General features: G+C 56.9%; 25 protein-coding genes. 18 read left to right on the top strand and 7 right to left on the bottom strand.

What is annotated here, in order from left to right; all coding sequences use genetic code 11:
- Nucleotides 1-138 precede the first annotated feature (138 nt).
- The 3 genes from fdhD (at nucleotide 139) to GBEM_RS11320 (ending at nucleotide 2517) form a co-directional block, all read left to right on the top strand.
- Complete coding sequence (gene fdhD / locus GBEM_RS11330; RefSeq protein WP_012530699.1) at nucleotides 139-1545, top strand: formate dehydrogenase accessory sulfurtransferase FdhD; 1407 nt, start codon at nucleotides 139-141, stop codon at nucleotides 1543-1545.
- Between the two features lie 93 nt (nucleotides 1546-1638).
- A complete protein-coding gene (locus GBEM_RS11325; RefSeq protein WP_012530698.1) occupies nucleotides 1639-1812 on the top strand; it encodes a twin-arginine translocase TatA/TatE family subunit in 174 nt (57 codons plus the stop codon).
- Between the two features lie 246 nt (nucleotides 1813-2058).
- The gene (locus tag GBEM_RS11320; protein ID WP_012530697.1) at nucleotides 2059-2517 is read left to right on the top strand and encodes a bacteriohemerythrin; all 459 of its coding nucleotides are present in this window, start codon (nucleotides 2059-2061) and stop codon (nucleotides 2515-2517) included.
- A gap of 95 nt (nucleotides 2518-2612) precedes the next feature.
- Here GBEM_RS11320 and GBEM_RS11315 read toward each other — a convergent pair whose 3' ends face one another.
- A complete protein-coding gene (locus GBEM_RS11315; protein ID WP_012530696.1) occupies nucleotides 2613-3377 on the bottom strand; it encodes an SDR family NAD(P)-dependent oxidoreductase in 765 nt (254 codons plus the stop codon).
- 287 nt (nucleotides 3378-3664) lie between these two features.
- On the opposite strand from GBEM_RS11315, the gene GBEM_RS11310 reads away from it, so the two are divergent.
- The 6 genes from GBEM_RS11310 to GBEM_RS11285 all read left to right on the top strand — a co-directional run bounded on the left by GBEM_RS11310 (nucleotide 3665) and on the right by GBEM_RS11285 (nucleotide 9284).
- Nucleotides 3665-4507 carry a DUF302 domain-containing protein gene (locus tag GBEM_RS11310; RefSeq protein WP_012530695.1) on the top strand — a complete coding sequence of 281 codons (843 nt, stop codon included), beginning with the start codon at nucleotides 3665-3667 and terminating at the stop codon, nucleotides 4505-4507.
- A gap of 30 nt (nucleotides 4508-4537) precedes the next feature.
- Nucleotides 4538-4888, top strand: a complete 351-nt coding sequence (locus GBEM_RS11305) for a DUF488 domain-containing protein (RefSeq protein ID WP_012530694.1) — start codon at nucleotides 4538-4540, stop codon at nucleotides 4886-4888.
- 48 nt (nucleotides 4889-4936) lie between these two features.
- Nucleotides 4937-6883 (top strand): aconitate hydratase, encoded by a 1947-nt coding sequence (locus GBEM_RS11300; RefSeq protein ID WP_012530693.1) that lies wholly within the window; start codon nucleotides 4937-4939, stop codon nucleotides 6881-6883.
- A complete protein-coding gene (pdhA, locus tag GBEM_RS11295; protein ID WP_012530692.1) occupies nucleotides 6867-7844 on the top strand; it encodes a pyruvate dehydrogenase (acetyl-transferring) E1 component subunit alpha in 978 nt (325 codons plus the stop codon). The genes GBEM_RS11300 and pdhA overlap by 17 nt, the downstream gene beginning before the upstream one ends.
- Before the next feature lie 345 nt (nucleotides 7845-8189).
- Nucleotides 8190-8630, top strand: coding sequence for a response regulator (locus GBEM_RS11290; RefSeq protein WP_012530691.1), 441 nt, complete (start codon nucleotides 8190-8192; stop codon nucleotides 8628-8630).
- Between the two features lie 243 nt (nucleotides 8631-8873).
- Complete coding sequence (locus GBEM_RS11285) at nucleotides 8874-9284, top strand: bacteriohemerythrin (protein WP_012530690.1); 411 nt, start codon at nucleotides 8874-8876, stop codon at nucleotides 9282-9284.
- Here the strand turns inward: GBEM_RS11285 and GBEM_RS11280 are convergent.
- Nucleotides 9281-10507, bottom strand: coding sequence for a sensor histidine kinase (locus GBEM_RS11280; RefSeq protein ID WP_012530689.1), 1227 nt, complete (start codon nucleotides 10505-10507; stop codon nucleotides 9281-9283). The genes GBEM_RS11285 and GBEM_RS11280 overlap by 4 nt on opposite strands.
- Before the next feature lie 234 nt (nucleotides 10508-10741).
- Here GBEM_RS11280 and GBEM_RS11275 point away from each other — a divergent pair, with 234 nt between their 5' ends.
- The 6 genes from GBEM_RS11275 (at nucleotide 10742) to GBEM_RS11255 (ending at nucleotide 16758) form a co-directional block, all read left to right on the top strand.
- Nucleotides 10742-11392 carry a response regulator transcription factor gene (locus GBEM_RS11275; RefSeq protein ID WP_012530688.1) on the top strand — a complete coding sequence of 217 codons (651 nt, stop codon included), beginning with the start codon at nucleotides 10742-10744 and terminating at the stop codon, nucleotides 11390-11392.
- A 587-nt stretch (nucleotides 11393-11979) separates the two neighbouring features.
- Nucleotides 11980-12288, top strand: coding sequence for a hypothetical protein (locus tag GBEM_RS20750; RefSeq protein ID WP_012530687.1), 309 nt, complete (start codon nucleotides 11980-11982; stop codon nucleotides 12286-12288).
- A gap of 497 nt (nucleotides 12289-12785) precedes the next feature.
- Nucleotides 12786-13772 carry an alpha-ketoacid dehydrogenase subunit beta gene (locus GBEM_RS11270; RefSeq protein ID WP_012530685.1) on the top strand — a complete coding sequence of 329 codons (987 nt, stop codon included), beginning with the start codon at nucleotides 12786-12788 and terminating at the stop codon, nucleotides 13770-13772.
- A gap of 9 nt (nucleotides 13773-13781) precedes the next feature.
- Complete coding sequence (locus tag GBEM_RS11265; protein WP_012530684.1) at nucleotides 13782-15224, top strand: dihydrolipoamide acetyltransferase family protein; 1443 nt, start codon at nucleotides 13782-13784, stop codon at nucleotides 15222-15224.
- Between the two features lie 254 nt (nucleotides 15225-15478).
- Nucleotides 15479-15874, top strand: a complete 396-nt coding sequence (locus GBEM_RS11260) for a response regulator (RefSeq protein WP_012530683.1) — start codon at nucleotides 15479-15481, stop codon at nucleotides 15872-15874.
- 386 nt (nucleotides 15875-16260) lie between these two features.
- The gene (locus tag GBEM_RS11255) at nucleotides 16261-16758 is read left to right on the top strand and encodes a hypothetical protein (RefSeq protein WP_012530682.1); all 498 of its coding nucleotides are present in this window, start codon (nucleotides 16261-16263) and stop codon (nucleotides 16756-16758) included.
- An 8-nt stretch (nucleotides 16759-16766) separates the two neighbouring features.
- Here GBEM_RS11255 and GBEM_RS11250 read toward each other — a convergent pair whose 3' ends face one another.
- The gene (locus GBEM_RS11250; RefSeq protein ID WP_012530681.1) at nucleotides 16767-17825 is read right to left on the bottom strand and encodes a rhomboid family intramembrane serine protease; all 1059 of its coding nucleotides are present in this window, start codon (nucleotides 17823-17825) and stop codon (nucleotides 16767-16769) included.
- A gap of 421 nt (nucleotides 17826-18246) precedes the next feature.
- On the opposite strand from GBEM_RS11250, the gene GBEM_RS11245 reads away from it, so the two are divergent.
- Nucleotides 18247-18642, top strand: coding sequence for a pyridoxamine 5'-phosphate oxidase family protein (locus GBEM_RS11245; RefSeq protein ID WP_012530680.1), 396 nt, complete (start codon nucleotides 18247-18249; stop codon nucleotides 18640-18642).
- Between the two features lie 3 nt (nucleotides 18643-18645).
- Here the strand turns inward: GBEM_RS11245 and GBEM_RS11240 are convergent, their stop codons facing one another.
- Nucleotides 18646-18831 carry a putative signal transducing protein gene (locus tag GBEM_RS11240; protein ID WP_012530679.1) on the bottom strand — a complete coding sequence of 62 codons (186 nt, stop codon included), beginning with the start codon at nucleotides 18829-18831 and terminating at the stop codon, nucleotides 18646-18648.
- A gap of 476 nt (nucleotides 18832-19307) precedes the next feature.
- On the opposite strand from GBEM_RS11240, the gene GBEM_RS11235 reads away from it, so the two are divergent.
- Together GBEM_RS11235 and GBEM_RS11230 are read left to right on the top strand one after the other, a co-directional pair.
- The gene (locus GBEM_RS11235) at nucleotides 19308-19667 is read left to right on the top strand and encodes a response regulator transcription factor (RefSeq protein WP_012530678.1); all 360 of its coding nucleotides are present in this window, start codon (nucleotides 19308-19310) and stop codon (nucleotides 19665-19667) included.
- A 559-nt stretch (nucleotides 19668-20226) separates the two neighbouring features.
- The gene (locus tag GBEM_RS11230; RefSeq protein ID WP_012530676.1) at nucleotides 20227-21168 is read left to right on the top strand and encodes a hypothetical protein; all 942 of its coding nucleotides are present in this window, start codon (nucleotides 20227-20229) and stop codon (nucleotides 21166-21168) included.
- A gap of 81 nt (nucleotides 21169-21249) precedes the next feature.
- Here the strand turns inward: GBEM_RS11230 and GBEM_RS11225 are convergent, their stop codons facing one another.
- Genes GBEM_RS11225 through GBEM_RS11215 form a run of 3 tightly spaced genes read right to left on the bottom strand, consistent with a single transcriptional unit; the run spans nucleotide 21250 to nucleotide 25077 of the window.
- Nucleotides 21250-21654 carry a bacteriohemerythrin gene (locus tag GBEM_RS11225; protein ID WP_012530675.1) on the bottom strand — a complete coding sequence of 135 codons (405 nt, stop codon included), beginning with the start codon at nucleotides 21652-21654 and terminating at the stop codon, nucleotides 21250-21252.
- 31 nt (nucleotides 21655-21685) lie between these two features.
- Nucleotides 21686-23704: a cache domain-containing protein gene (locus GBEM_RS11220; RefSeq protein ID WP_012530674.1), complete on the bottom strand. Its 2019-nt coding sequence runs from the start codon at nucleotides 23702-23704 to the stop codon at nucleotides 21686-21688.
- Entirely contained in the window at nucleotides 23704-25077 is a 1374-nt protein-coding gene (locus tag GBEM_RS11215; RefSeq protein WP_012530673.1) for a sigma-54-dependent transcriptional regulator, read from the bottom strand. The genes GBEM_RS11220 and GBEM_RS11215 overlap by 1 nt, the downstream gene beginning before the upstream one ends.
- Nucleotides 25078-25308 lie beyond the last annotated feature (231 nt).

The raw sequence follows: 25308 nt of genomic DNA, 5'->3' as shown, positions 1-25308 counted from the left end.
CTCCGAAAGCCCCTCTCCCTCTGGGAGGGGGGCAGGGGTGAGGGTAACAGAACGTCACACAGCAGCGCCCTCACCCCGCCCTCTGCCAAAGGGCGAGGGAGAGTGGACGCGAGTCGGCTGACAGCGAGGAGCAACCCGGTGGCTAGCAAGATCTACAGTTTCAATAAAGGCGTGCTGGAGCAGGAAGAGGGCGGGGTAGTCAACGAATACCCGCTGCAACTGGTGGTGAACGGGCGTGAACTGGCGACCCTCATCGCCTCGCCTCACGATCTCCGCTTCCTGGTGGCGGGCTTTCTGCGCCTGCAGGGGTTCGTCTCACAGGTGGAGGACTTCCAGGCCTTGGCCATCTGCCAGGATTTCGGTGCCGCCAGCGTCACCATCCGGGGAGAGCTCCCCGAGCGCCTGAAGCCGGTGCTCACCTCCGGCTGCGGCACCGGCATCAGCTTCAACATGCCCAAGCCCGTCGAGAAAAAGGGGCCCTCCCGGGTCCATTCCACCGCCTCGATCTTCACGCTGATGAACCAACTGGCGCAGAAGGCGGAAGGGTACAAAAGCCATGGCGGCATGCACTCGGCAGGGGTCGGCGATACCGAACTCATCCTGCACGCAGAAGATATCGGCCGCCACAACACCATCGACCGTATAGCAGGAGAGGCCCTCTTGAAGGGGATTTCGCTGGAAGGAAAGATTCTGGTCACTTCGGGACGCGTTTCGACCGAGCTGGTGGCAAAGGCTTCGCTTCTCGGCATCGACGTGATCGCTTCCCGCACCTCGCCTACCGACATGGCGATCAAGATGGCCGAAGAGGCCGGCATTACGCTGGTCGGCTACGTCAGGGCCATGAGCTTCAAGCTCTACACCCACGTCGAGGGGATCGATTTCCGCGCCGGCGACGGCAAGATCCAGGGGGTGACCGGCGTTATCCTTGCCGGTGGCGCCTCCAGCCGTATGGGGAGCAACAAGGCTCTGCTGCCGCACAAGGGAGGGCGCTTCATAGAAAGCATCTACCGGGAGCTTTGCGAGATCTTCCCCGAGGTGATCCTGGTAACCAACGCCCCGGAGCAATACCAGTTCCTGCCCTGCCGGAAGGTCCCCGACCTGTACGAGGGGATGGGTGCCCTGGCGGGTATCCACGCGGGGCTTTCCCAGAGTTCGAACCCGGCCGTCTTCACCGTGGCGTGCGACATGCCGCACCTGAATCCGGCGCTGATCAGGCACATCGCGAGCCACCGCTACGGCTGCGACTTGGTGCTCCCCATGAGCCCGCAGGGCTACGAGCCGCTGCACGCGCTGTACAACAAGGGGTGTCTGCCGGCCATGGAGTCTTCGCTCAAAAACGGCAAGCGCCGCATCGTTTCCATCCTGCCACGGGTGAACGTGCGCGAAATAAGCCCCTCGGAGGTGGCCGGTTTCGACCCCCGCTTCGATTCCTTCAGCAACATCAATACGCCGCAGGAATACTACGACTTAAGAAACGCCGACAAGGAAAAGGCGGCCTCAGGCGAGCCCTATTCCGATGCAGCTCAGCAAAAACTGCAGGCTTGAATTTGAAAGCGACCCCGGGCCAAAGGCATCGGGGCTCACATAAAACCAACGAAACATCGAACCGGTAAGGCGGTTCTTTAAAGGAGAAGTTAAATGTTTGGATTCGGTATGCCGGAAATGATCATCGTCCTCGTCATAGCACTGGTCGTGGTAGGACCGGCGAAACTTCCGCAGTTGGGGCAGGCACTGGGAAGCAGCATCAAGAACTTCAAGAAGGCATCCTCCGGTGAGGACGTGGTCCAACTGAACGAGGAAAAGAAGGCGTAACGGTTGGAAGCGAGAGATCGTTGTCAAAGGCCGCAGGCGAAATGTCTGTGGCCTTTTCTGCTCAGCACCAAAGCTTGTGTCGGTGCCGGCAGATTGCATTGGTTCCTTTGCCGAGATCCTAGTGCACCGACGGCAGAGCGATGTTATTGCTAAAGTTGCATGGAGTTTTGCCGATAATTAACCACAGAGGGCGATAAAACACTCTCACACTCCCACAAGGAGACAGGCGGTACAGGAGAGAGATGCATGTTGACGCAGTGGCGTGATGAAATGATTACGGGGAACCATGAAATCGACGGACAGCACCAGGAGCTGTTGCGCCGTGTGGACGATTTGTTGAAGGGCGCCAGGGCGAAAAAGGGTAGCGAAGAGATCGGAAAGCTGATGTGGTTCCTGAAAAAGTACGTGCGCAGGCACTTCAAGGACGAGGAAAAGATTCAGCTGGAATCGGGCTATCCCGGGTACGAGGCGCACAAGGCCCAGCACGAGATGTTCTTTCGCGAGGTGCTCAGGTTGGAGGCGCTGCATGCCGAGCAGGGGGAGAACACGCTGATGATAGTTGCCGCCGTCAACGCCATGTGCGAGTGGCTGCGCAGCCATTTCAAAAGGATGGACATGGAGTTGATCCAGTTCCTGCAGGACAACAACATCACCCGCCCTGCGCTGGACCCCGACGACCTGAGCGAGGATTCCGAGGACTACTGACCGTCCGGAAACTTAAGCGAGCTGAATGAACAAAAGGAGCAACTTCCCTAGGGCGGTTGCTCCTTTTTTGTTTTCCGGCCGGCTTTTATCGACCTTTATCCGGCGGCGCCGCGGTGGACTGCCAGCGGACCCCATGCCTGACAAACCGACATCACCTCTACGCTGTTGATGTTGACCCGTTGCGGCACCGACGCCACCCACGCAACAATCTCCGCTATGTCTTCGCCCTGCAGCGGCTCCGTGCCGGCATAGACGCGATGCGCCTTTTCGTCCTCCCCCTTGAACCGCACCTTGGAGAACTCGGTCTCAGCCATGCCGGGCTCGATGTTGGTTACCCTGACGGCGGTCCCCAAAAGGTCCGCGCGCAGATTCCGGGAGAACTGCTGCACGAACGCCTTGCTGGCGCCGTAGACGTTCCCTCCGGGATAGGGCCAGCTACCCGCGACGGAGCCGATGTTGATCACGTGCCCGCGGTTGCGGGCCACCATCCCGGGGAGGATGGCGCGGGTGCAGTACATGACCCCCTTTATGTTGGTGTCGACCATGGTTTCCCAGTCGTCCAGCGAGGCCTGGTGGGCAGGCCCAAGCCCTAGTGCCAGCCCGGCGTTGTTCAGCAGCAGGTCTATGTCGGCAAACTGAGCCGGGAGGGAGGCGAAAGCGGCGGAGACAGCTTCCCGGTCGCGGACGTCCAGAGTGATGCAAAAGACCCTGGAGTCGCCGCCAAGTTCCTCCTTGAGTTGCTCCAGCGCTTCGCGGCGCCGGGCGGCCAGGACCAGCTTCCATCCCTGGTCCGCGAAGGCGCGGGCACAGGCGGCTCCGAACCCCGACGAGGCCCCGGTTATCAGCGCAGTCTTACTCATCGATTCCTCCTCATTATTTCTGTTTTTCGTCAGGCTTATTAGAAGACAGGCTATCTTAAAGGAGATCACCGGTCTTTACAAGTGCAGCTGGTGAGGGTCTAGCCGTTCAAGTGTTAATCGGGAAAATTCGGAAGCTCATTCCCATTAAAAAAGTGTCCTCCATTGCCTCCCAAAAACAATAGGGTAAAGTTGGTGATGTTTTTTCCTGCTGCTTTTCGCTTGCTTTTGTCAAGCCGCTTTTCGCTTACTTTGGCTTCTTTTCCGCCAACGGCAGGAGGTGCCAGGTCATGCGCAAGATCAGTTATAGCTGCGAGGTGCATGCAGCGTTCGACACCATCTGGAAACTCATCATCGAAAAGGTTGAGCAGCCGCAAACGTACCTGCCGGGCGCGGTCCAGTCGCGCATCCTGCAGCATTACGGCAACGGGCTTTTACGGGAGGTTCGCGGGGAGGGGCTGCTGATCAAGGAGAAGGTGGTGATTGACAAGACCCACGGCGAGGTGCACTACTTCCTAATGGAGCACCCGCTCTTTACCGGGCGCGTCATCAACCGTGTGGTTCCTTCCTCGGTGCAGAGCCCTGTGGCCCCGCAGATCCTCAGCATCGAGGTCGACTGGACGCCGAAGGATGATGAGGCCGAGAGAATGATCCAGGCGACGATACCGGAGCAGATCCAGCGGGAGGTGCTGAGCCTCAAACAGCTGGCAGAAGCCATGGAAAAAGAGGAATCGCTGCCGTTGCACACCCCTTATGCTTTCGGCATCACCATGACCCTCACTTTCAGCGACGCGCTGGAAAAGGTGCAGCAGGAGCTGCAGAAAGAGGGCTTCGGCATCATCTCTTACATAGACATCAAAAAGAAATTCCAGGAGAAGCTGCACAAGGATTTTCGCAACTACCAGATCCTGGGAGCCTGCAACCCCGGTCTCGCCTACCAGGCGTTCGGCATCGAGATCAACATCGGCACCCTGCTGCCGTGCAACGTCGTGGTCTATTCCCTTTCGGAGGGGCGTACCGTGGTGATGGTCATGGACCCGGTCGCTGCGCTCTCGTTGGTGGGGAACAGCCAGTTGACCGAACTGGCTGAGACGGTCAAGCAGAGCATGCAGAGGGTGATCGCCGCCCTTTGACGCTGCGCAGCTATCGTAACGGGGGATGCCATGCTTAAGATAAAGCGCATATACGAGGAAGCCGACCCTAAAGACGGGCTGCGCATCCTGGTCGACCGCCTCTGGCCACGCGGAATTTCGAAGGAACGGGCGCATTTCGACCGCTGGGAGAAGGAGCTAGCACCAAGCGACGAGTTGCGCCGCTGGTTCGGGCACGATCCTGAACGCTGGCAGGAATTCAGGAGCCGCTATCGTGAAGAGCTGGAAGGGCAGGGGGAACTGCTACAGGAAATTGCGGCAGCGGCCGCCAAGGGGCCGGTGACGCTTTTGTACGCCGCAAAAGACGAGGAACATAACAACGCAGTGGTGCTGAAAGAGCTTATCGACAAGGCGCGCAAGTGATCTAGCGTCAGGGTTAGCAACCGGCAGGTGAGGGGGCGAGGAGGCAGCATGGGCGACAATGTGGCGATGAAAATATTGAAAGAGCACCTGGTCGAAGGGAAGCTGGTGCCGGGGCAGGAAATAGCCTTGAGGATCGACCAGACGCTGTTGCAGGACGCGACGGGGACCATGGCGATGCTGGAGTTCATGGCGATGGGTCTTCCGCGGGTGAAGGTGGAACTGGCGGCGCAGTACGTCGATCACAATCTGCTGCAGACCGACAACAAGAACGCCGACGACCACGCCTTTTTAACCAGCGCGGCCCAAAAGTTCGGCGTCTACCTCTCCAAGCCGGGGAACGGGGTCTCGCACCAGGTCTCCCTGGAGCGCTTCGGCGTCCCTGGCACCACCCTTTTGGGCGCGGACTCGCATACGCCTACCGCGGCTGGCCTTGGTCAACTCGCCATCGGCGCCGGGGGGCTGGATGTCGCGCTCGCCATGGCGGGGCACCCCTTTCATCTCACTTGCCCACGCATCTGGGGGGTAAAGCTGACCGGGCAGCTGCAACCCTGGGTCTCAGGGAAGGACGTGATCCTGGAGATGCTAAGGCGCCACAGCGTGAAGGGAGGGGTGGGGAAGATCATCGAGTACTACGGCCCAGGGGTCGCCACCCTTTCCGCCACCGACCGCGCCACCATCGGCAACATGGGGGCCGAGCTTGGCGCAACCAGCACCGTTTTCCCGAGCGACCAACACACACTTGCCTTTCTTAAGGCCCAGGGGCGCGGCGAGGTGTGGCGCGAACTATTGCCGGACCCGGACGCGACCTACGACGACCACGACGAGATAGACCTGAGCCAGGTGGTCCCGCTCATCGCCTGCCCTTCGTCGCCGGACAACGTGGTGCCGGTCTCGGAGATCGAGGGGTTGAAGGTGGACCAGGTCATCGTCGGCAGTTCGGTCAACTCCTCTTTCCGCGACCTGATGACCGTCTGCCGCATCCTCGACGGGCGCAAGGTTGCGCCGGGCGTCGCCTTCCATATCAACCCCGGCAGCCGACAGGTGCTGGAGAACGTGGTGGCGCAGGGGGGATTCATCATGCTCCTTCTGGCCGGAGGCCAGGTGCACCAGCCCGGCTGCCTGGGCTGCATCGGCATGGGGCAGGCCCCCGGAACCAACCAGGTGTCGCTTCGGACCTTCCCGCGCAATTTCCCTGGGCGAAGCGGCACCAAGGAGGACCGGGTCTACCTCTGCTCCCCCGAGACCGCTGCTGCGGCCGGGATATTCGGGGTGGTTACCGATCCGCGCAAACTTTCCGACCTCCTCTTCTGGCCCGCGGTGCAGAACCCCGAGCAGTACCTGGTGGACGACGCCGGCATTATCGTGCCCCCCGAGGGCGGCAGCGCCGTGGAGATCGTCACCGGCCCCAACATCGTTCCTTTCCCGGAGTTCCCCGCTCTGCCGGACCAGCTCGATGTCGAGGTGATCATCAAGGTCGGCGACAACATCTCCACCGACTCCATCATGCCGGCAGGAAACAAGGTGCTCCCGTTCAGGAGCAACATCCCCGCCATCAGCAAGTTTGTCTTCGAACAGGTCGACCCCGAGTTTGCCGACCGAGCCTCACAAAAAGGAGACGGGGCGGTAATCGGCGGCGAGAATTACGGGCAGGGGTCGTCGCGCGAGCACGCCGCCCTGGCGCCGCGCTACTTAGGCATCAGGGTGAAGATCGCCAAAGGCTTCGCCAGGATCCATCGCTCCAACCTGATCAACTTCGGGATACTGCCGCTCACCTTCAAGAACAAGGAAGACTACGACCGGATTAAGCAGGGAGACCGCCTGCAGTTAACGAACCTGCGCGAATTGATCCAGGGGGGCGCGACCGAGATACCGGTCAAATTCAACGGAGGCGAGATCCTTACCCAGCTCACTGTTTCGGAGCGGGAGCGGGAGGAACTTCTGGCCGGGGGGCTTTTGAACAAGGTGAAGGAGGAGACCAATGGCGGACAATCTTAACGACCTGCTTCCCGAGGAGGATCTGCTGAAATTCTACGAGCAGATGGTGCTTTGCCGCGAGTTCGAGGAGAGCTGTGCCGAGCAGTACTCCAAGGGGCATATCACCGGCTTCCTGCATCTCTATAGTGGCCAGGAAGCGGTCGCCGTCGGCTGCACCGCCGGGCTGCAGCCTGCCGACTACGTGCTGTCGGCCTACCGCGACCATGCCCAAGCCATCGTAAGGGGGGCCGATCCCAAGAGGGTCATGGCAGAACTCTTCGGCAAGGCGACCGGCCTTTGCAAGGGTAAAGGGGGGTCGATGCACCTGTTCGCGCCCGAGCTGAACTTCATGGGGGGGTACGCCATCGTGGGTGGGCAGTTCCCCATCGCCATCGGGCTTGCCTGGGGGAGCCAGCTCCAGGAACAGGACCGCATCACCGCCTGTTTCTTCGGCGACGGCTCGATGAACCAGGGGACCTTCCACGAGTCGCTTAACTGGGCGCGGCTTTGGGACCTCCCAGTACTCTTCATCTGCGAGAACAACTTCTACGGCATAGGGACCGAGGTGCACCGCGCCTCCGCCCAGGCAGCACTGCACCGGCGTACCTGTGGCTATGACATACCGAGCGAGAAGGTGGACGGCATGGACGTGGTAGCCATGTACCAGGCGACCAAGAGGGCGGCGGAGTGGGTGAGGGAGCACCAGCGCCCCTACTTCATAGAGGCGGTCACCTACCGGTTCCGCGGCCACTCCATGTCTGACCCCGCCAAGTACCGTAGTTCCTCCGAGGCCGAGGTCTGGAAAAGCCGCGACCCGATACCGAACCTCTCGCGCCGCCTGCAGGAGGAGGGAATCGCCGATCAGGCGCGCCTGGACGAGATAAACAGGAATGCCCTGGCCCAGGTCCAGGAGGCCGTCCGCTTCGCCGAGGATTCCCCCTGGCCTGAGGACTCCGAAATCTGGAGCGATATCTACGTGTGAAAAGGCCTGGCGAATACGGAGGGCCCCTCCTGATACAATATCCATCCATTACTTCGTAAAGGCCAGCCAATCAAGCTGGTCTTTTTTTATACACATACTTGGAAACATGTCATGGTGCGGGATTGTCACAGGGAAACCGGGCTTCATGAGGCGACGCGCATGACGCATAAGAAAAAGACCTGCATTGATACGGTATTTTACCTATATAAGGCTAAGGCAAATCTTACTTCGGCTAGTACGAATGGAGCGGTGTATTTATGTAATTTCCTTAACTATAAGAAAATGCTAATTGCAGCGTTAGAATCTGTGATGTTCCCTTTGGTATGTGTTTTATCGGAGGTCGCAATGTACAAAAATAATGATGATATTTGCAGGATGAATATCTTGGTTGTTGACGATGACCTGGACATCGGCAAGATGATTTGCACTATGTTGACGAAAAATTATCCGACACAGAACGTATTATATGCTGAAAACGCTTACGCTGTTTCGAAAATCACCGATAGCGTAAGTATAGACATATACATACTAGATGTACTAATGCCTGTTATCAATGGAATTGAACTTTCCTTCATGTTATCAAAACGAAGTCCTAACCATGCAGTAGTTTTGATGTCTGTTTGTAAGGAGTATGAGTTGATACAAAGATGTTACGAAACTGGTGCAAAATTTTTTATACATAAGCCATTAGACTTCGATAAATTTTTTTCCAATCTCGATTCGTTGATGATCGAAACATTTTATAAACGCTTCTACAGAGATAAGAGGTTGCGACACATGCTCTGATTTTTTTAAAAACAAATTTCACTGTTGTTGAATGTACACATAGACAGTTGTTGACATTCTGGGCTATCTGAAATATTATCTCTTCTATCGATTCATCAATTAAACCAAGTACAAAGTTATAATACTAACCCATCCGTGAGGATGTGATGGAAGGCCTAGTGGGTCTCACAGAGGCAGATGGGGCGCGGATGTTCATATTTTGGGCTCCCGCTTGTTTGTCTGACGGCCCGGAAAGGGTGACCTATGCTGCTGATCAGTTGGCATGCTGATTTTTCTGTTGGAATTCCGATAATCGATGAACATAATCAGCAGTTTATTAAGCTGATTAACATGGTCTCTGAACAATTCGGCCAGGGGTTTTGTACTGAAAGCCGCACTGTCCTTTTAAAGACTGTTGTTTCCCTGAGTCGCTTCTATTTTGAATATGAAGAGCGTTGGATGGCTAAAGTCGCTTTTTCAGAATTGTCCGGGCATAAAAGGGACCATGACGCATTCATGGCGCGTATCCTCCCGTGTGTTGAAGGTGATGCAGGTGACGATGCTCAGTTACTGCAGTTCTTGAACGACTGGAGCCTTGAGCACTTCAACTTGCACAACCCCAAGGTTAAACGATATGTCTTAGAGTATAGTGAGCGGCTAAATAAAATTAATTAATTCGGGCCGGGCGCAGGGATTTCGACTGTCACAACAGTCTTTTTGTCGGGTCCTGAGGAGATGCTCAGGTTCCCTTTGAGGAAGGCTACCCTTTGCTGAATATGTGACAACCCAAAACCCTTCTTGCAAGAAGATAAGAAGCCAACTCCGTCGTCGGTTACCGATAGCCTGACCAATTCGTCACTTTTTGTTATGGTTACCAATATTTGGCTCGCAGTTGCATGTTTTATCACATTAGTAAGCAACTCTTTGGCCGTTTGATACAGTACAGTGCATATATGATTTGGTAATTCAAGCTTTTCCTGGTCGTGTTGAAATGAAAATTGTAAAGCGGCTGCCTGGGTCATTGTTTCTCCGAGATTTTGCAGCGCTTTAAGAATTCCAAAATCGTACAGCACTGGAGGGCTTAGGTCGTAGCAGATGCGTCTGATCTGTTGCATTGTCCTTACAAGTTCGCCGACAAGTTCTTCCTGCAATACACGCGAGGGAGTCCCGTCCTTGAGTCCCATATCGAGTCTGAGTTTGCAAAGCGCCAGATGCTGCACCACATCATCATGCAATTCTGTTGCAATTCTTCTCCGCTCTCGTTCTTCCGAGAAGACTAGATTCGCGGCAAGCAAAGACAAAAGCTCATACGATTCTTTTAGACTTTTCTCTAGTTTGACGCGCTGGTCAATCTCTTCTCTTATCTCCTGGTTTAGGGCGTGCAGTTTTGTGTTGGCTTTAGTCAGCTTATGGGTCCGTTCCTCTATCAGCCGCATTAAGTCTTCCTTAGCTTTCCTTAAATCCTGCTCCAATACCTTTCTCTCGCTTATCTCTCTCGCATACCCACTCCACAAGTAACTACCATCCTTTAGCAAGATTGGAGTGGCCGCTGCCTCTATCCAATATTGCCGCTCCATTTTGATACGAAACTCCTGTTGCCAAAGAGATAGGTTCTCTGCCGAGTCGGCGAGTGACGCAATGACAATACCCACATCATCGCAGTGAAGCTTTGAAAAAAAACCAGAAGCATCTGTTGGCGCCTTGCAGGAACGAACATGAAAAAGTTTCGTCAAGCCGTCGCTGATATACGGAAAGCTATGACGACCGTCGCCATGCTTTTGGTACTGAAACAGCACTACCGGCACGTGTCGTAAAAGGTTATGGAGCTTCCTATCTGACGGGAATTGCTTTTTGGAAACTGTCTTTTTTTTGCTTTGGATGTCCTCGATACTGTCCATTGTCAGCCCTTGACTCGGTAGCGATCGTGTCTTGTATGACAGCAATATAATTTATATTGTTAAATTTTAAAAGTTTTTTTATGAGCGGCTGTTTCAGCACAGAAACAGTCTCGTTGTAACACTCTGATTGTCTTATATATTGTTGACCTTTATCTTTGACTGTGGTACCTATTGCAACGATACATAAGTCAATGTTAATACGGGTGGCGGGTCCCATCTGGTAAGGGGGGAGGAATGGGCATCAGGATAATATTAGCTGATGATCACGTCATGTTTAGGGAAGGAATGCGTGCGCTTTTGGAACGCGAAGAAGATATGGTGGTGGTTGCAGAGGCCGGTGATGGGGTCTCGGTGGTCGAGAAGACTCTTGAAAATATGCCGGATGTAGTGGTTCTGGACTTGAGCATGCCAGGTATGAATGGGACCGAGGCTGCCAGCGTCATTCACCAAAAAGTTCCGGGGATAGGAATAATCATCCTCTCAATGCACAGTGACCGACAGTATGTCATCGAGGCTCTAAAGTTAGGGGTTAAATCGTTCATTCTGAAAGAGTGGGCTTTTCAGGAATTGGTAACTGCAGTTCGCTGCGTTTTTAAAGACACTTCATATCTAAGTCCCCGTCTGAGTGACATAATAATTTCTGGCCTTGCTGATGAGGGAAAGCCTCTCGGCAAGTATAGCCTAACCCCACGTGAGGAGCAGGCATACCGGTTGCTGGTCGCGGGCAAAAATTGCAAAGAGATCGGCTATGAGCTCAAAATTTCTAGCAAAACAGTCGAGACTTACAGGCTGAAGGTCATGAAAAAGCTAAATATCTCGAACATAGCACAGCTCGTCAATCACGCAGTGCAAGAGGGCATAGTCGGAAGACCTGAATCCTTTTGACTGCACAACCCCTCATAGAACTTCTGAACCGTCACGTCCTGCATGCTCGCTGTCGCCTGGCTTAAACCTGTTTCAGCTGCCTTATGACACTGTGGAGATAGCGGATCGTAATATCCTAGATTATGATTGTGTGGAGTACCTCTTTCGGCCGTGTACCGTCCAAAGCCCCCTCCTTTGCCCTTGACTCTCGCTCAGCCCAGTTGCACGCCTCTTCCAGTCTTAGGCGCACTCCCTGAACAATGTGCATGCAGGAATGCCGTCTAGTCAGCAACCAAGCATCTAGAAGGATCACGTCAGCTTCAGCATGATCCACACCTCAAACGCTTGCTGCGCCTCCGAAGCCTCACCCAATGGTTATACCAATCCAATATCTGATTCAGTAGGAGATTTATCCTTACCACATGGTGAGCAGTAAACTGCATAAAGACTCAGAAATTAACGGTAATGACAAATTTATCTTATTGTAATAATCTAACGGTAATGCTGGTAATCTCTTAGGAGTGCTCAAATAAGGCATCTCCGAATTACACTGACCCCAAATGTCTTATTTAGTTTGCAGATGTGCCAATATCACGGAGGGGATAATCATGGATTACAGGTACAGCATCATTAACGAATGTCTCGGAATCGTTCGGCAATCAAATATGCCAGTAAACAACATGCTATACCTGGAAACGTTGCTTTACCGAGTGAAATTATCACTGTTAAAAAGTGCAAACAATAAACGCACTGCGGAACCCTCCGGTGACTATAAAGAACTTATCAGTCAAGCCCATGCTGCGTGTGACAGTGATTTCGATGAACAAACAGTTCGTGATCTAGCCGGTAGTATTCACGTAGTGATCTCACAGTTTAACACCGAACCTACCATGTCACACAAGGGGCATGCAGGTTGATTATCCAAATGCATGGTTTAAATAATGTTGCGAATCATGATGAAGCCATTTCGGAATTTATGTGCCACTGAGGTAGGAAGCTCTTTGGGGAGGTTTTATGCCATACAGGAAAAGGGTGTCCTATAAACCGCTGACCCGACCCGGTTGCTGCATCCCAGATTTTATCTTGAATGAGATTGCAGAACAGGCGAGAAAAAAACATCATTCCAACGCTTGCACTAAAGTGCAAGGGATCATGTCGACTGTCGCGTTTGTTGTCGCTGTATGTATCGCCTGCCTAGCTTGGCAATAGATGTTATAGATTTAAGGCTGATTGCTTGCTAATATAACAGCTTTTTCTCTGCAACATCCCCTCAGTTGAATCCCTTCCCCCTTATTTCGCTGCACAGCAATCCTTTGAGATGCCACAAATCCGTTGTGATCAAGATGGAGTTTGATAATATTTTGAACTTGTGACTCTTGGTATTAATCTAAAACTAGCATGACTGGAGCACCAAATGCCTGAAATGACCTACCGCGACGCCATTAACCTGGCGCTTAAAGAAGAGATGCGGCGTGACAAGAAGGTGGTGGTCTACGGTGAAGACGTAGCCCTCTACGAGGGGGCCTTCAAGGTGACCCGCGGGCTGCTCTCCGAGTTCGGCGAGCTGAGGGTCCGAGATTGCCCGATTTCGGAAAACACCATCGTCGGGGTGGCCGTTGGCGCCGCCATGGCTGGGGTTCGGCCGGTAGCCGAACTGATGACGGTAAACTTCGCGCTCCTTGCCATGGACCAGATCGTGAACCACATGGCGAAGGTCCGCTACATGTTCGGCGGCCAGACCTCGGTCCCGATGGTGATCAGGATGCCGGGCGGCGGGGGGAGCCAGCTGGGCGCCCAGCACTCGCAGAGCCTGGAAAGCTACTTCATGCACTGCCCCGGGATGCTTGTTGCTTATCCCGCGACCCCGGCCGACGCCAAAGGGCTCCTCAAGAGCTCGATCCGTACCGATAACCCGGTGATATTCCTTGAGCACGAGCTTCTCTACAACAGCAAGGGAGAAGTTCCCGAAGACCCCGAGCACCTGGTTCCGTTCGGCAAGGCCTCCATCATGCGCGCAGGCGACGCGGTGACGCTCATCGGCTACGGTCGCATGTCCATCCTGTGCCTGCAGGCGGCGCAATTGCTCGAGAAGGAAGGCGTCTCCTGCGAGGTGATCGACCTGCGCACCCTCACCCCGCTCGATAGCGAGACCTTCCTTAGCTCCGTGTCGAAGACCGGCCGGGCGGTCGTGGTGGAAGAGTGCTGGAGGAATGCGGGGCTTGGGGGGGATATCGCGTCGCGCATCTACGAGCGCTGTTTCGATACCCTGCTGGCGCCGGTCAGGCGCATCTCCGGGCTCGACGTGCCGATGCCCTATTCGCGCAAAATCGAGAAGGTCTGCATCCCGCAGGTCGAGGGGATAGTGCAGGGCGTCCGGGATCTTCTAAACGAATCATACTGAGGAGCCGCCATGAACGAGATCGTCATGCCGAAACTGTCCGACACCATGACCGAGGGGAGGCTAGTCTCCTGGAAGAAGAGAGTAGGGGAGACGGTGACCCGCGGCGAGGTGATTGCCGAGGTCGAGACCGACAAGGCGAACATGGAACTGGAAGCCTACGTCTCGGGCGAGTTGCTTGAGATAAGGGTGCAGACTGGGGACCTGGTGCCGGTAGGAACGGTGATCGCCGTCGTCGGCAAGGCCGGTGAAAAGGGAGCTGGCGCTACGCAGCAGTCGGCACCGGTGCCGCACGTGGAGCCTGAACCGGCAAGGCCGCAAGAGGAGGCTCCCGCCGGACCCCCGGCCGCGCCGAAACCAGAGCCAGGTGGGGGAGAGCCTGTATCGTCAGCCGCAGAGCCGCCTGGCGCGAAAGGGGCGAAACCTGGCACGGCCGTCGACCTTGTTCCACCGGAAGGGGAAAAACAGGCCCCGGCCGCGCCTCCCTGGCCCGGCGCTGAAGAGTCGCAGCCTGCCGGCGAGCCGAAAGAACCGTACCGCCCGGAGTCTTTGCAGGAGGGGGCCGCCCCGAGCGCTGAGCTTGCAACCGGAGCCGGGCGGGAAAAGGCTGCACCCATGGTCAGACGCTGTGCCCGTGAGCTGGGGGTTGATCTCGCCCAGGTACAGGGAAGCGGTCCTGAAGGGCGCATTCTGCTCACCGACCTGAAGTTGCAAAAGAAGGAATCTGCGCCGGCTGGTCAAGCTCCCCAGGCTGCCGCTGAAGCGGCGCCCGCGCCTCAGGGCGAGGGGCCGAGGCCGATGTCGCGGCTGCGGAGCGCTGTCGCCAGGACGGTGACCGAATCCTGGCATAACATCCCGCACTTCACAGTCACCGTGGATGTCGAGATGGACGAGGCTGAAGCGGTCCGGCGCCAGTTGAAGCAAGGCGGCATGCCGGTCAGCGTCAACGATCTCATCGTGAAAGCGGTGGCTCTGGCGCTCTCACAGTTCCCGCAGCTGAACGCGAGCTTTACGCCGGAAGGGCTGCAGTTCCATAGCGACATCAACATAGCGATAGCGGTAGGTATGTCTGATGGCGTTCTCATGCCGGTGCTCTCGGCTTGCCAGAAGCGCTCGTTGCTGGATATCGCACAGGAAGCAAAAAAGCTCGTGGAACGTGCCCGCTCCGGCAGCCTCAGCGAACAGGAGATGCACGGCGGGACCTTCTCCATTTCCAACCTCGGCATGTTTGGTGTCGGTAGTTTCAGCGCCATCATCTATCCCTCCCAGTCGGGAGTACTTGCCGTCGGGACCGTCTCCGAAGTCGCCAGGGTAAATTCAGGCGTGCTGAACAGCACAAAGGTCATGAAGGTCACCCTTTCCGCCGACCATCGTGTGGTTGACGGCGCCTATGCCGCACAATTTCTGGCCGGATTGAAGGAAATCCTGGAGAACCCAGTCCGGCTTCTCATCTGAACCTGCAACCGTCCACGTTTGTTCCTTTGCAAAGGGGGGTAGCCTGAACGCTGCCCCCTTTGCTTTGTCGCCTTCCTCGACTCATGCAACGTCCCTTCGCCCCCTCCTTAGGTACCCGCATACACGCCATCGGCTTTTTTCATTGAGATGCTAAAGTACCGTCCCAATGAGCCGATAGGAATCCTAGCTGGACATTCCGATGGCCAGATGTTCCTGGGAGCCCAATACTCGACCTGTAACAGTGGGGGAAGATTATGAAGTGTTTGATAGTAGACGACGAAGTCTTTTGCCGCGATTTCGTGGCCACCCTCCTCAGTGCGACGGCTGATTGCCATCAGGCGGGCAACGGCGTCGAGGCGCTTGAGAAGTACAACGCGGCGTTGACGGCGGATGACCCCTTCGACCTCGTCATCATGGACATCATGATGCCCGGCATGAGCGGCCATGATGCAGCGAAGGCAATCCGGCATATCGAGAAGGAGCAAAAACCGACGAAAAGGGTAAATATCGTCATGCTGACTGCACTCAACTCCTCCAACGACGCCATGGAGTCCTTTTGCAACGCGCAGTCCGCTGCGTACCTGGTCAAACCGGTCTCCAAGGATGGGCTTTTCAATGTGCTTTCGAAGCTGGGGCTTATGAAGCGATAGGGACCGGCAGGTCATTTCAAAAAGAGCGGCATCCGATACGGCCACCTGGACCGGAAAGGATGCCGCTTCTCGTTTGGGGGATCAGTTAGAGTTATAAGCACCAAGCGCACTGCGACCTGTGACATTAGGGTCTGCGATAAGGACGGAGTACTGATTGCGGTGCGCCAGGCACTGGCATATCGAACAGGAAAGCCGCTTCCCTTTCTCTGAGAGGCACCCGGTTGCTGCACGAGCCTGTAGCAGAATGTTGAATTCGAAGCCACTGAGTATTAAAATATATGCTGAACCCATGGCTCGGTTTCCGGTTGGCACGACTTGATCCAGTGGCAAACCTTCTTATGAGCATGGGTGCTTTTTACTGCTACTAGTTTTCACGAGGAGGTCTCATGGAAAGACATCATCAGATCCATTTCTTTCGCCAGGCAATCTTTCTTCCCGTACTGCTTCTGGCCGTTATGACCTGCAGCGCTGCGGCAGGCGTCAACCTGAGCGTCAATATCGGCCCGCCCATAGTGATTGCCGAGCCCCCTGCCGTGGCGGTGGTGCCCGGCTCCGGCGTTTATTTCGTCCCGCAATTCGACGTCGATCTCTTCTTTTACAGCGGCTACTGGTGGTCCCCCCGCGGGGATCGCTGGTACCGTTCGCGCGAGTACAACGGCCCCTGGCGCGTGGTGTCGCGTAGCGCCGTGCCACGGCCGGTGTATCGCGTACCCGGCGACTACCGCAGCGTCTACGTGAAAGAGCGTCACATACCGTACGGCCAGTGGAAGAAGGAGAGAAACGAGTATCGCGGCGGCAAGGGTGGGAGAGGGGAGTATCGCGGACATGGGGAACACAAGGGGGAAGGTCATCGTGATGACCACGGTCGCGGCGGGCACGACTGAACCAGGTGCTACCCCTGAGAACTAAGTGCTGATATCCAGGCGGCGATGACTACTGAGGCGCTGGCCAGCGCGAGGAGCGCGTTGACCAGCCGCTTCGGCTGCCCCAGATATCCCATCAGAAGTTCCGCAACCACACCGAATAGGGAGCCGAAGCAGAAGCCGAAGAGGTGCGAACCCAGGTCGGTCCGTTCCCCTTCGGTGCCCAGAAGCACCAGCAGCGCGAGCGCCGCAGCGACCGGCAGGGGCCAGCGTCTGCGCAGGTGGTGCCGGTAGCGCATCATGGAAATCGCCCCCAGGATGCCTACCGCCCCGAAGACCGCTGTGGAGGAGCCGACCGAATTGTGGCTTGGGAGCTGAATATAGGCGTTGGCGAGGTTCCCACAGGCCCCTGAGGCCAGAAGCAGAGTCCAGGCGAGCCCTGAGCCGAGGTCCCGGCAGAGGTAGATGACGAAGAACCCGCCGATGGCGAGGTTGCTCATGAGGTGCAGCGCGTCCGCGTGCAGGGTTAGCGCGGTGATGACGCGCCACCACTCGCCACGCAGGATGGCGCTGGCATGAGCGCTGCCAATCTCGGCCCAGTCCACCGGTTGGCGCCCCATCAGGGTCAGGTCGAGGTTGGTCAGGTTGTGGAAGGTGGCGAGCAGCAGCAGTAAGCACAGGGTGGGGAGCGTGTTTTTAGCCATCGGGCGGACCGGAGGCAGGAAAGGAGGCCAGTTGCGGTTCTCCTCGACGTAAAGGCGCAGTTCGCGGCAGGCGTCCTCCAGCCGTGATTTTGGGACCAGTACTTGCCATCCTCCCCCTTCAAGCTCGACCCGGTTTTCGATGTAGCGCGCTTCCAGCACCAGAGCCCAAAGCCGAGCACGGCGCTGGGCAAGGCGCGTCCCGGCCTTGGCTTCCACCTTGGTCGGCGGCACCGCCACCCACTCTTCCACACTCTCCGAGTTTTCTTCCTGCTCGTTTTCCATGGCGGCAAGTATGTCAGATCCTTCACCCGGAGTCACTTGGAAAGCGGATTCCGGGGGAATCGGCGCCGCCTCCTTGACGCAGCCTCCCTCGTCGCGCCCCATCGAACCTCGTCCTTCACTCTGCATCGCGTCTCCCTGACCGGCTCCAAATCTTCAAAACCCACCGTCTTGACTAATTTTTACTCAGTGCTACAAGAAGCTAGTGCTGACGCCTGGTTAAATCAAGAGGCACGCTCAAAAAAGACAGCTTCGTGTTTGCCGTCGCATGTTTCACGGTTTGATTTCAGGGTCGGCTATCGGCATTTTCTGCAGGTGGTATCGGAGTTTGGCGGCCCCGAAGGGCCATCGCAACTCCGAAAGGGGAAATGTAATGCGAGGCAGGAAGATCTGTTTGAAACAAACCGCTGCCGCTCGAAATAGTAGCTGTCTCATGGCCAACAGCGGGCATCCTTCCCGAAGGGTGCCGATTCGGGTCCGGTGGCACCGGAGGCTGGTCCGCATTGGCAAAAGGAGGTATGTCTACATGATCAACGAAGAGATCAGGCATTTCGTAGATAGGGTAGGGCATGCCTTTGTGGCTACTGCCGATGCCGAAGGGAATCCACACCTGGCGGCGGGTCGGGGCATCTCCATTATGGAACCGGACAGATTGGTGTTCGAGTCGTGGTTTTGCCAGACCAGCCTGAAGAATTTGGATGAAAATGCCAGCGTGGCGGTCGTCATCGCCGACCCGGTTACCGGAAACGGGTTTCAGTTCCTGGGGCGGGTGGAAAAGACGGTGGACACTGCGGTGCTGAATGGCTATGCGCCCGAACTGGAGCCCACCGGTCTCCCCCAAGTACAGTGGAGGCTGGAGATCCGGGTGGAGAAAGTAATGGTCTTTACGGCCGACGCCCACTCGGACCGCCCCCTGGGGTAGTGCTTACTTACTTGTTTTATCCTGCAGCATCAATTCCTCTGCTTTAGGCACATCCTCTTCTGCCACCTCTATTTCCTTGGCGGCGCCTGCCTTTGCATCTCGCAGGAAATACTCGATCCCTCCTTTGCAGAGAATAGCCTCCACGCGCGCCAGATCCGCTTCATCCTTCGGGTTGTAGAACCTCACCATGACATCCTCCTTGTGGTTCCTGGTATCTTCAGGAGCCGGTGCTTTCGAAAACCTTGCAAAGTCTAGTCGTCAGCCCTTCAAAATCAAGTAACCCTTCAGCACCGCAAAACCGCAACGATACCAAGATTTCCGCCATTTCGCGTTGATTTCTCCAAAAATCCGGTGAAAAGACTGAGTAACTCCACTTGTCCCCGTGCCCGGTGCGCGCACGACTGAGGGCGATGTAGGTGCCGTTATGCCGGCATGTGCCGGACGGGGCTGGAGAATTTAATAGTGGGCGAGGTTCGCAGCATAACCTGAATAATTGCGGTAGGTTCGGAAGCTTAACCTATCCTGGCTCTTTAATAAAACTGCTCTTATCTCTTCTGCTTGTGAGAAGGAATACGAAACTAGGGGTTTGGGCATGCCTTAAGCAAGTAGTGGAGCATCGCGGGTTGAGGTGCCGAGCCCGGTTTTCCAATGCAATGAGGTTTGATATGAAACGAAGGGTTCTGATCGTAGACGATGTAGAGGACATAAGGGTGATGCTCCGTCACATGATTGAAAAGCAAGGGCACACCATCGTTGCAGAGGCCGCTAACGGCATCGAGGCTGTGGAGAAGTTCCGCGCGCACCGTCCCGACGTCACCATCATGGACATCGACATGCCCCTGAAGACCGGGGTGGAGGCTGCCCGCGAGATCCGTGAATTCGCCCACTCTTCCCGGATCGTCTTTTGCAGCGGTGGTTTCTCGAAATTCGAGACCCCCCCGGCCGAACTCCGTACCGGTCGGAGCAGCCTGCTAAGAAAACCGTTTCTGCCGTCCCAGTTGTACGAGGAGTTGTGCGCTAGTTAGTTGAATTGCAATCAGCGTGTTCTTTGACTGCTATGTTATGTGAATTGACTTTGTTATGTTCTTGCTTGTATGTGGTTTCTCTGCATGTGATGCTATGCGAGTGTTGTGTAATGGATGCAATCATTTGTATGTGATCTTTTTTTTCTGATGCTATGAGCGATGCGATGCTATGTTTGCTGATGGAATGACGTAGTCGACAAGGAGTGGATCTAAGCCGTTAAGCGGCCTGTATCAGTTGCAGGCCACAGGTTTTCTTTAGGATGAATCTTCGCCGCAAGGCGAGTGGGAGCCAAAAACGGCTCCCATTTTTTTCTGCTAGCTTTTGCGGTTTCAGCGAGACAGACGGCCACCGAATCATCACGAGCCTTCCGGGTTCGGAGACGCGCGTCGAGCAGTATGAGACAGAGAAGTCGTTGCCGCTGCAAGGCTCCCAGAAAATGATGTATGCGTTTGAGGGCTGCTTGTGCTAGGGTATGTGGTCGCCGCGTTGATCAACCGGCACATCTGTTGGCACAGACCGAAGTTCAAAATAAAGAATGGCTACAAAAACGGGTAACTCATGACACCACAACTGCATAACGTAACCTCTCAACTAGCCCAACTGCACGGCCATGCCTACTTCAGGGTGGACGAAGGCCCTCTCAAGGAGAGCATCGCCCGGATTATCCTTGACGATGTCGAGGAGGACCTGGTCGAGTTACTGTCGGACTCCGCGTTCGGACTCGAAGTGAGCGTCGGCCAGCAGGAAGGGGAGAGTGAGCCGACAGTGAACTACAGTGTCGATCACCCCGGCGTGGTCTACCGGTCGGAGATCGGACTTTCGCGCCTCCCGAGCGAGGCCCTGGAGGACCTGGCGCTGTATCTCGACCGGATGCTGCAGAATGAAGCGCCGGCGCAGGATCAGCCTGCTGCGGGCACCGTGCTGCGCAAAAAGCAGGACCACGACCACCATGAGCAGGATGCCGCCGCGGCCCGTCTCAAGGTATCGACGCAGTGGCTCAAAAGCGTGGTCCCCTGCACGGACTACAGCTACGAAGAGATCGACGGCAAAAAGTACATCCGGGAGTACTACTGGTCCCGCGACCTTATCGAGAACCTGGTCCGGATCAAGTCCACGAAAACGACCCCTGAAGACCTGCAGTACGTAGCCAAGGAATGCTGCGACGGAGACTTGGACTGGGCCAAGGATCTGATAGCGCGGTTGAAATCCCCGAACCGCCCGGAACCTGCCCCAAAGGATCAGCCGCAGAAGGGTGGGCAGAAGGGACAAACCCAGGCAAAACAGGGAGGGCAGACCCAGGCGAGAGTCGCAGGGCAGCCCCAGGCAAGACCAGCAGCGCAAGCTCAGGTGAGACAGCCCGGACAAGGCCAGGCGAAGCAGGCCGCTCCCGGAGAACGGGTGCGCAGCCGCTCCAGGAACAGGAGGCCGTTCCGGCAAGGAGGCAAGGACGGCCAACGCAAGCCCGACCAGCCCGCCGGCCCCAAGCCGCCGCAGGCATGATATAGCGAAAAAGGGAGACGCCACAGGCGCCTCCCTTTTTTATTCTCATTCCTCGCCTTTGCGGCGCCGGGGCTTCAGGCCTCAGGCTTGAGAGCGCAGGTACCCCGCGAACGCCATGTCGGTTTTGCTGATGTGCTGCACCAGCCACGAGGAGAGGGTCTTGTTGGTCTTGATTACCAGAGGAAGCGTCGCCCCCTCTGCCGCGAATTCGCACGCCAGGCGCTCCACCTCGGCTATGAAGCTCGCATGCTGCGCCTTGTGCTCCGCGTACTGCGGGTAGGCCTCGCGCAGTTGCAGCCGCTCCTCCGCCGAAAAGTGCTCCTTCACGTAATCCTGCAAAAACAGCAGCAGCCGCAGCACCTCTTCTTTCCCTTTACCCTCGCTGCAGGCGTTGAACAGACGGTCGAACCTGGCGAAAATCTCCTTGTGCTGGTTATCTATTTCCGCTACTCCTGTCGCTAGATCGCTGGTCCACTGCATACTCATGTATTTGCTCCTCTGAAATGAAAGTTTTACTTTAAAGATCTGCGACGTTTTCCGGCGTTTCCTGTGCCGTTTCCGTTTCCCCCGGCAAGACAATCTTGAAGCAGGTACCGGCTCCCGGCGTGCTGGAAACCTGGATGTCGCCGCCGTGGTCCCTAACGATGCCGTAGGAAACGGAGAGGCCAAGCCCGGTGCCGCTGTCCCTGGTGGTGAAAAACGGGGTGAAGATCTTTTCCAGATGCTCGGCAGGGATACCTTTGCCGGTGTCGCGGATCTCAACTTCGCATCCGTTGCCGGGGCCGTGGGGCCGGGTGGTGAGCCTGAGGGTTCCTCCCTCGGGAAGCATCGCCTGCACCGCGTTCAGGATGATGTTGCTGAATACCTGCCGCAGCTGGTCGGTATCCCCAGTAACCGCACCCAGGTTCATGTCGTATTCCCACTGCACCGAGATGGCGTCCATGGGAACCTGATGCCTGATCTGCGTCACGATGTCGTCCAGGATCTCGTGCACCATGAACTCCCTCTGGTTCAGGGATTTCTGGCGCGCGAAGGTGAGCAGGTTGCCGACGATCTTCGCCATGCGCTCGGTCTGCATGCTGATGATCTCGACCTCCTCATGGTTGGGATGCTCGGGCGGAAGGCACATCTCCAGCACCTCGGCGTTGCCGCGGATGATGGCAAGCGGGGTGTTGATCTCGTGGGCTACGCCGGCGGCGACGATCCCCAGGTCGGCAAGCTTCTCGGCGCGGGCCAGGTCCGCCTGGGTCTGCAAAAGCAGGCGGTTCTTGTCGGAGAGTTGCGCGGTCCGCTCCTCCACCTTAAGCTCCAGCGCGCGGTGCAAGAGACCTATTTCGGCCTCCTGGCGGCTCAGGGCTCTGGTCATCAGGTTGAAGGCGTCGGCCAGGTCCCCGACCTCGTCCTTTGTGTGCACCTCCATCTGCAGGTTGCGCTCACCGCGCGCCACCCGGTGCGCCAGCTTCTCCAGCTCCTTGATGGGACGGGCGAGGAGGGTGGCGATGAAGCCGGAGACCGCAAGCCCGATCAGCGAGGTGACGAAGAGCACCATGTACAGGATCGAGTTGACGCTTTTTTGCATGTGGGTGTAAGGCTTCTCCAGCATCCCGACGTAGAGCGACCCGATCGCCTTTCCATGCAGGTCCAGGATCGGCTCGTAGGCGGTGAAGTACCAGTCGTTCACCACGAAGGCGCGCCGGATCCACTTCTTTTTCTCCACGATCACCCGCTGGTACACCTCTTCGGATACCCTGGTCCCTATGGCGCGGGCGCCGTCGGTCAGGCGGACGTTGGTCGCGATCCGGGCGTCGCCCAAAAAGATGGTGGCGCTTCCCACGTCCGTGCCGTTGAACTGCACCCCCTCGTACACGATCTCTTTGATCTTGTCGACCAGGGCGTTGTTGTTGTTGAGCAGGACCGCGCCGTACAGGGCGCCTATGATCTGCCCGGCATGGTTTCTCAAGGGGGCGGCGGAGACCATTACCATCCCCGTTTTTTCGATCGCGTCGTTGCGCGGACGGGCATGCGGCGTGGAGACCAGCGGAATGGTGGCGCGGCTGGATAGCGCCACACCCTCCCGGGCCAGTTCCTGCTCGCCCATAAGCGCCGTCCCCGTTACCGCCACCCCTTTCAGCGCCTGCTGCACGAAGTAGCTCTTTTGCAGGTCGCCGGCAAGGCTCGGGGTGTGGGCACGGTACAAAACCCGCCCCTTCGCGTCCACGGCGGTCAGGATGTCCAGCCGTTTCTTGTAGAGCCGCTGGCGCAAAAGAGCCTGGATTTCATGATCGCCGGCGACGATGGAGGAGGAGTTGTAGGGGTTGGTGGCGGTGAGATCGATGAACTCGCGGATCCGGTCCAGCTCGTTTCTGTAGACCTCACGCGCGGAGTTGAGGTCGGTGCGCACCTTTTCCTGCGCCTGGCTCGCGATCTTCTCGTTGATGATGTAGAGGCCGGCCAGGGAGCAGATGAAGAAGGCGACGAAAAGCGGCGCCAGCGCCCCGAAGGTGAGCTTGGCCTTGATCGGGAAACGCTTGAGCATCAGCGGGAGCCCCCGTCTTCCAGGCCGTACTCCTCGATCTTCCGGTCCAGCGTGCGCCTGGCTATCTCGAGGATCTTCGCGGCGCGGCTTTTGTTGTTCCCTGAGGCCTTGAGGACGTGCAGGATATGCTCGCGCTCCACCGTCTCCAGCGAGACCAGCCTGCTTACCCCCGTCTTCGCCTCCGCCGGCTGCGGGTTGCGCCAGACCGGCAGGGTCTCTGCGGTGATGGTGTGGCCGCGGGTAAGGATGGCCGCGCGCTCAATGGCGTTTTCCAGCTCCCTGATGTTGCCGGGCCAGTTGTAGGAGGTGAGTAGCTGCATCGCCTCACGGGTGAAGTCGGTGATCTCGCGCTTCATGCGGGCGGCGTACTTGGTAAGGAAGTGCCGGGCCAAAAGCTCGATGTCGTCGCCGCGCTCCCTAAGCGGCGGCAGGTGCAGGGAGATCACGTTGAGGCGGAAGTAGAGGTCCTCCCTGAAGCGCTTCTGGCGCACTTCTTCCTCCAGGTCCTTGTTGGTCGCCGCCACGAACCTGATGTCGACGCTTCTCGCCTTGGTGTCGCCGACGGGGATGAAATCCCCCTCCTGCAGCACGCGCAATAGCTTCGCCTGGATGGCCGGGCTCATGTCTCCCACCTCGTCCAGAAAGAGAGTGCCGTTGTTGGCCGCGTCGAGTAGCCCCTTCTGCGCGTTCACCGCGCCGGTGAAGGCTCCGCGCACGTGGCCGAAGAGCTGGCTTTCCAAAAGGGTGTCCGAGAGGGCCGCGCAGTTGATGGTAAGAAAGCGCTCCTTGGCTCTTGGGCTGTTGTTATGAATCAGGCTCGCCACCAGCTCCTTGCCGGTGCCCGACTCACCGAGAATGACGACGTTGGACTCGCTTTGCGCCACTAGCATCGCCATTTCGTGGACGCGCCTGAAACTCTCGGAGGAGAAGACGAGCGGCGTGGAAGGGGAGGGGATGCCGAGCTCGTCCTTCAGCGCGGAGTTCTCCTTCAGGAGTTCCTTGCGCTCCAGGACCTTCTCCAGGATCCCGAAGATCTTCTCCTTGGGGAACGGCTTGGTGACGTAATCGTACGCCCCCAGCTTCATCGCTTCGATGGCCGAGTTGATCGAGGCATAGGCGGTCATCATCACCACCGGGACCTCGAGGTTCATCTTCTTCACCCGCTGCAATATCTCAAGCCCGTCCAGGTCCGGCATCCTGACATCCAAAAGCAGCAGGTCCGCCGCGTCGACCCCGTGATTTTCCAGGAAGCTCATCAGCGACGTGCCGGAGCTGAACACCTCCAGGTCGAGCCCCTTGGCCGTCAGAATCTTGCTCAGATACCTGAGAATCTCGACCTCGTCGTCGCAAATGATCACCCTGCCGTTGTACATAGTCTCACCTTTATCTGCCGATGTGCGCCGCGGTTCTACCCCTGGCGTCGTGGCCTGCCCACCTTACCACCGGGCCGGATTTCGCAAAGGTTCAATATCTTTCGTGGGGGGCAAAATTGTCAAGGGAAATTCCTTTGCAGTCTAACCGGGAACACAGAGTACATGGCAGAACGCGGAGGCCTCGGAGGAAAGCAAATACTTTGAGAGACACGGAAACCTGTTATTTCTCTG

This window comes from Citrifermentans bemidjiense Bem (genome assembly GCF_000020725.1).
GTDB classification, from domain to species: Bacteria; Desulfobacterota; Desulfuromonadia; order Geobacterales; family Geobacteraceae; genus Geomonas; species Geomonas bemidjiensis.
This window is presented reverse-complemented; position numbering and strand designations above follow the sequence as displayed.

Coding starts and splice junctions, on each gene's coding strand:
- GBEM_RS11225 (WP_012530675.1), bottom strand. CDS start 21,654: ATGAGTATGCAGTGGACCAGCGATCTAGCGACAGGAGTAGCGGAAATA.
- GBEM_RS11280 (WP_012530689.1), bottom strand. CDS start 10,507: ATGGACAGTATCGAGGACATCCAAAGCAAAAAAAAGACAGTTTCCAAA.
- GBEM_RS11325 (WP_012530698.1), top strand. CDS start 1,639: ATGTTTGGATTCGGTATGCCGGAAATGATCATCGTCCTCGTCATAGCA.
- GBEM_RS11300 (WP_012530693.1), top strand. CDS start 4,937: ATGGGCGACAATGTGGCGATGAAAATATTGAAAGAGCACCTGGTCGAA.
- GBEM_RS11285 (WP_012530690.1), top strand. CDS start 8,874: ATGCTGCTGATCAGTTGGCATGCTGATTTTTCTGTTGGAATTCCGATA.
- GBEM_RS11305 (WP_012530694.1), top strand. CDS start 4,538: ATGCTTAAGATAAAGCGCATATACGAGGAAGCCGACCCTAAAGACGGG.
- GBEM_RS11320 (WP_012530697.1), top strand. CDS start 2,059: ATGTTGACGCAGTGGCGTGATGAAATGATTACGGGGAACCATGAAATC.
- GBEM_RS11235 (WP_012530678.1), top strand. CDS start 19,308: ATGAAACGAAGGGTTCTGATCGTAGACGATGTAGAGGACATAAGGGTG.
- GBEM_RS11265 (WP_012530684.1), top strand. CDS start 13,782: ATGAACGAGATCGTCATGCCGAAACTGTCCGACACCATGACCGAGGGG.
- GBEM_RS20750 (WP_012530687.1), top strand. CDS start 11,980: ATGGATTACAGGTACAGCATCATTAACGAATGTCTCGGAATCGTTCGG.
- GBEM_RS11310 (WP_012530695.1), top strand. CDS start 3,665: ATGCGCAAGATCAGTTATAGCTGCGAGGTGCATGCAGCGTTCGACACC.
- GBEM_RS11245 (WP_012530680.1), top strand. CDS start 18,247: ATGATCAACGAAGAGATCAGGCATTTCGTAGATAGGGTAGGGCATGCC.
- GBEM_RS11230 (WP_012530676.1), top strand. CDS start 20,227: ATGACACCACAACTGCATAACGTAACCTCTCAACTAGCCCAACTGCAC.
- GBEM_RS11250 (WP_012530681.1), bottom strand. CDS start 17,825: ATGGGGCGCGACGAGGGAGGCTGCGTCAAGGAGGCGGCGCCGATTCCC.
- GBEM_RS11255 (WP_012530682.1), top strand. CDS start 16,261: ATGGAAAGACATCATCAGATCCATTTCTTTCGCCAGGCAATCTTTCTT.
- GBEM_RS11275 (WP_012530688.1), top strand. CDS start 10,742: ATGGGCATCAGGATAATATTAGCTGATGATCACGTCATGTTTAGGGAA.
- GBEM_RS11270 (WP_012530685.1), top strand. CDS start 12,786: ATGCCTGAAATGACCTACCGCGACGCCATTAACCTGGCGCTTAAAGAA.
- pdhA (WP_012530692.1), top strand. CDS start 6,867: ATGGCGGACAATCTTAACGACCTGCTTCCCGAGGAGGATCTGCTGAAA.
- GBEM_RS11315 (WP_012530696.1), bottom strand. CDS start 3,377: ATGAGTAAGACTGCGCTGATAACCGGGGCCTCGTCGGGGTTCGGAGCC.
- GBEM_RS11260 (WP_012530683.1), top strand. CDS start 15,479: ATGAAGTGTTTGATAGTAGACGACGAAGTCTTTTGCCGCGATTTCGTG.
- GBEM_RS11220 (WP_012530674.1), bottom strand. CDS start 23,704: ATGCTCAAGCGTTTCCCGATCAAGGCCAAGCTCACCTTCGGGGCGCTG.
- GBEM_RS11215 (WP_012530673.1), bottom strand. CDS start 25,077: ATGTACAACGGCAGGGTGATCATTTGCGACGACGAGGTCGAGATTCTC.
- GBEM_RS11290 (WP_012530691.1), top strand. CDS start 8,190: ATGTACAAAAATAATGATGATATTTGCAGGATGAATATCTTGGTTGTT.
- GBEM_RS11240 (WP_012530679.1), bottom strand. CDS start 18,831: ATGGTGAGGTTCTACAACCCGAAGGATGAAGCGGATCTGGCGCGCGTG.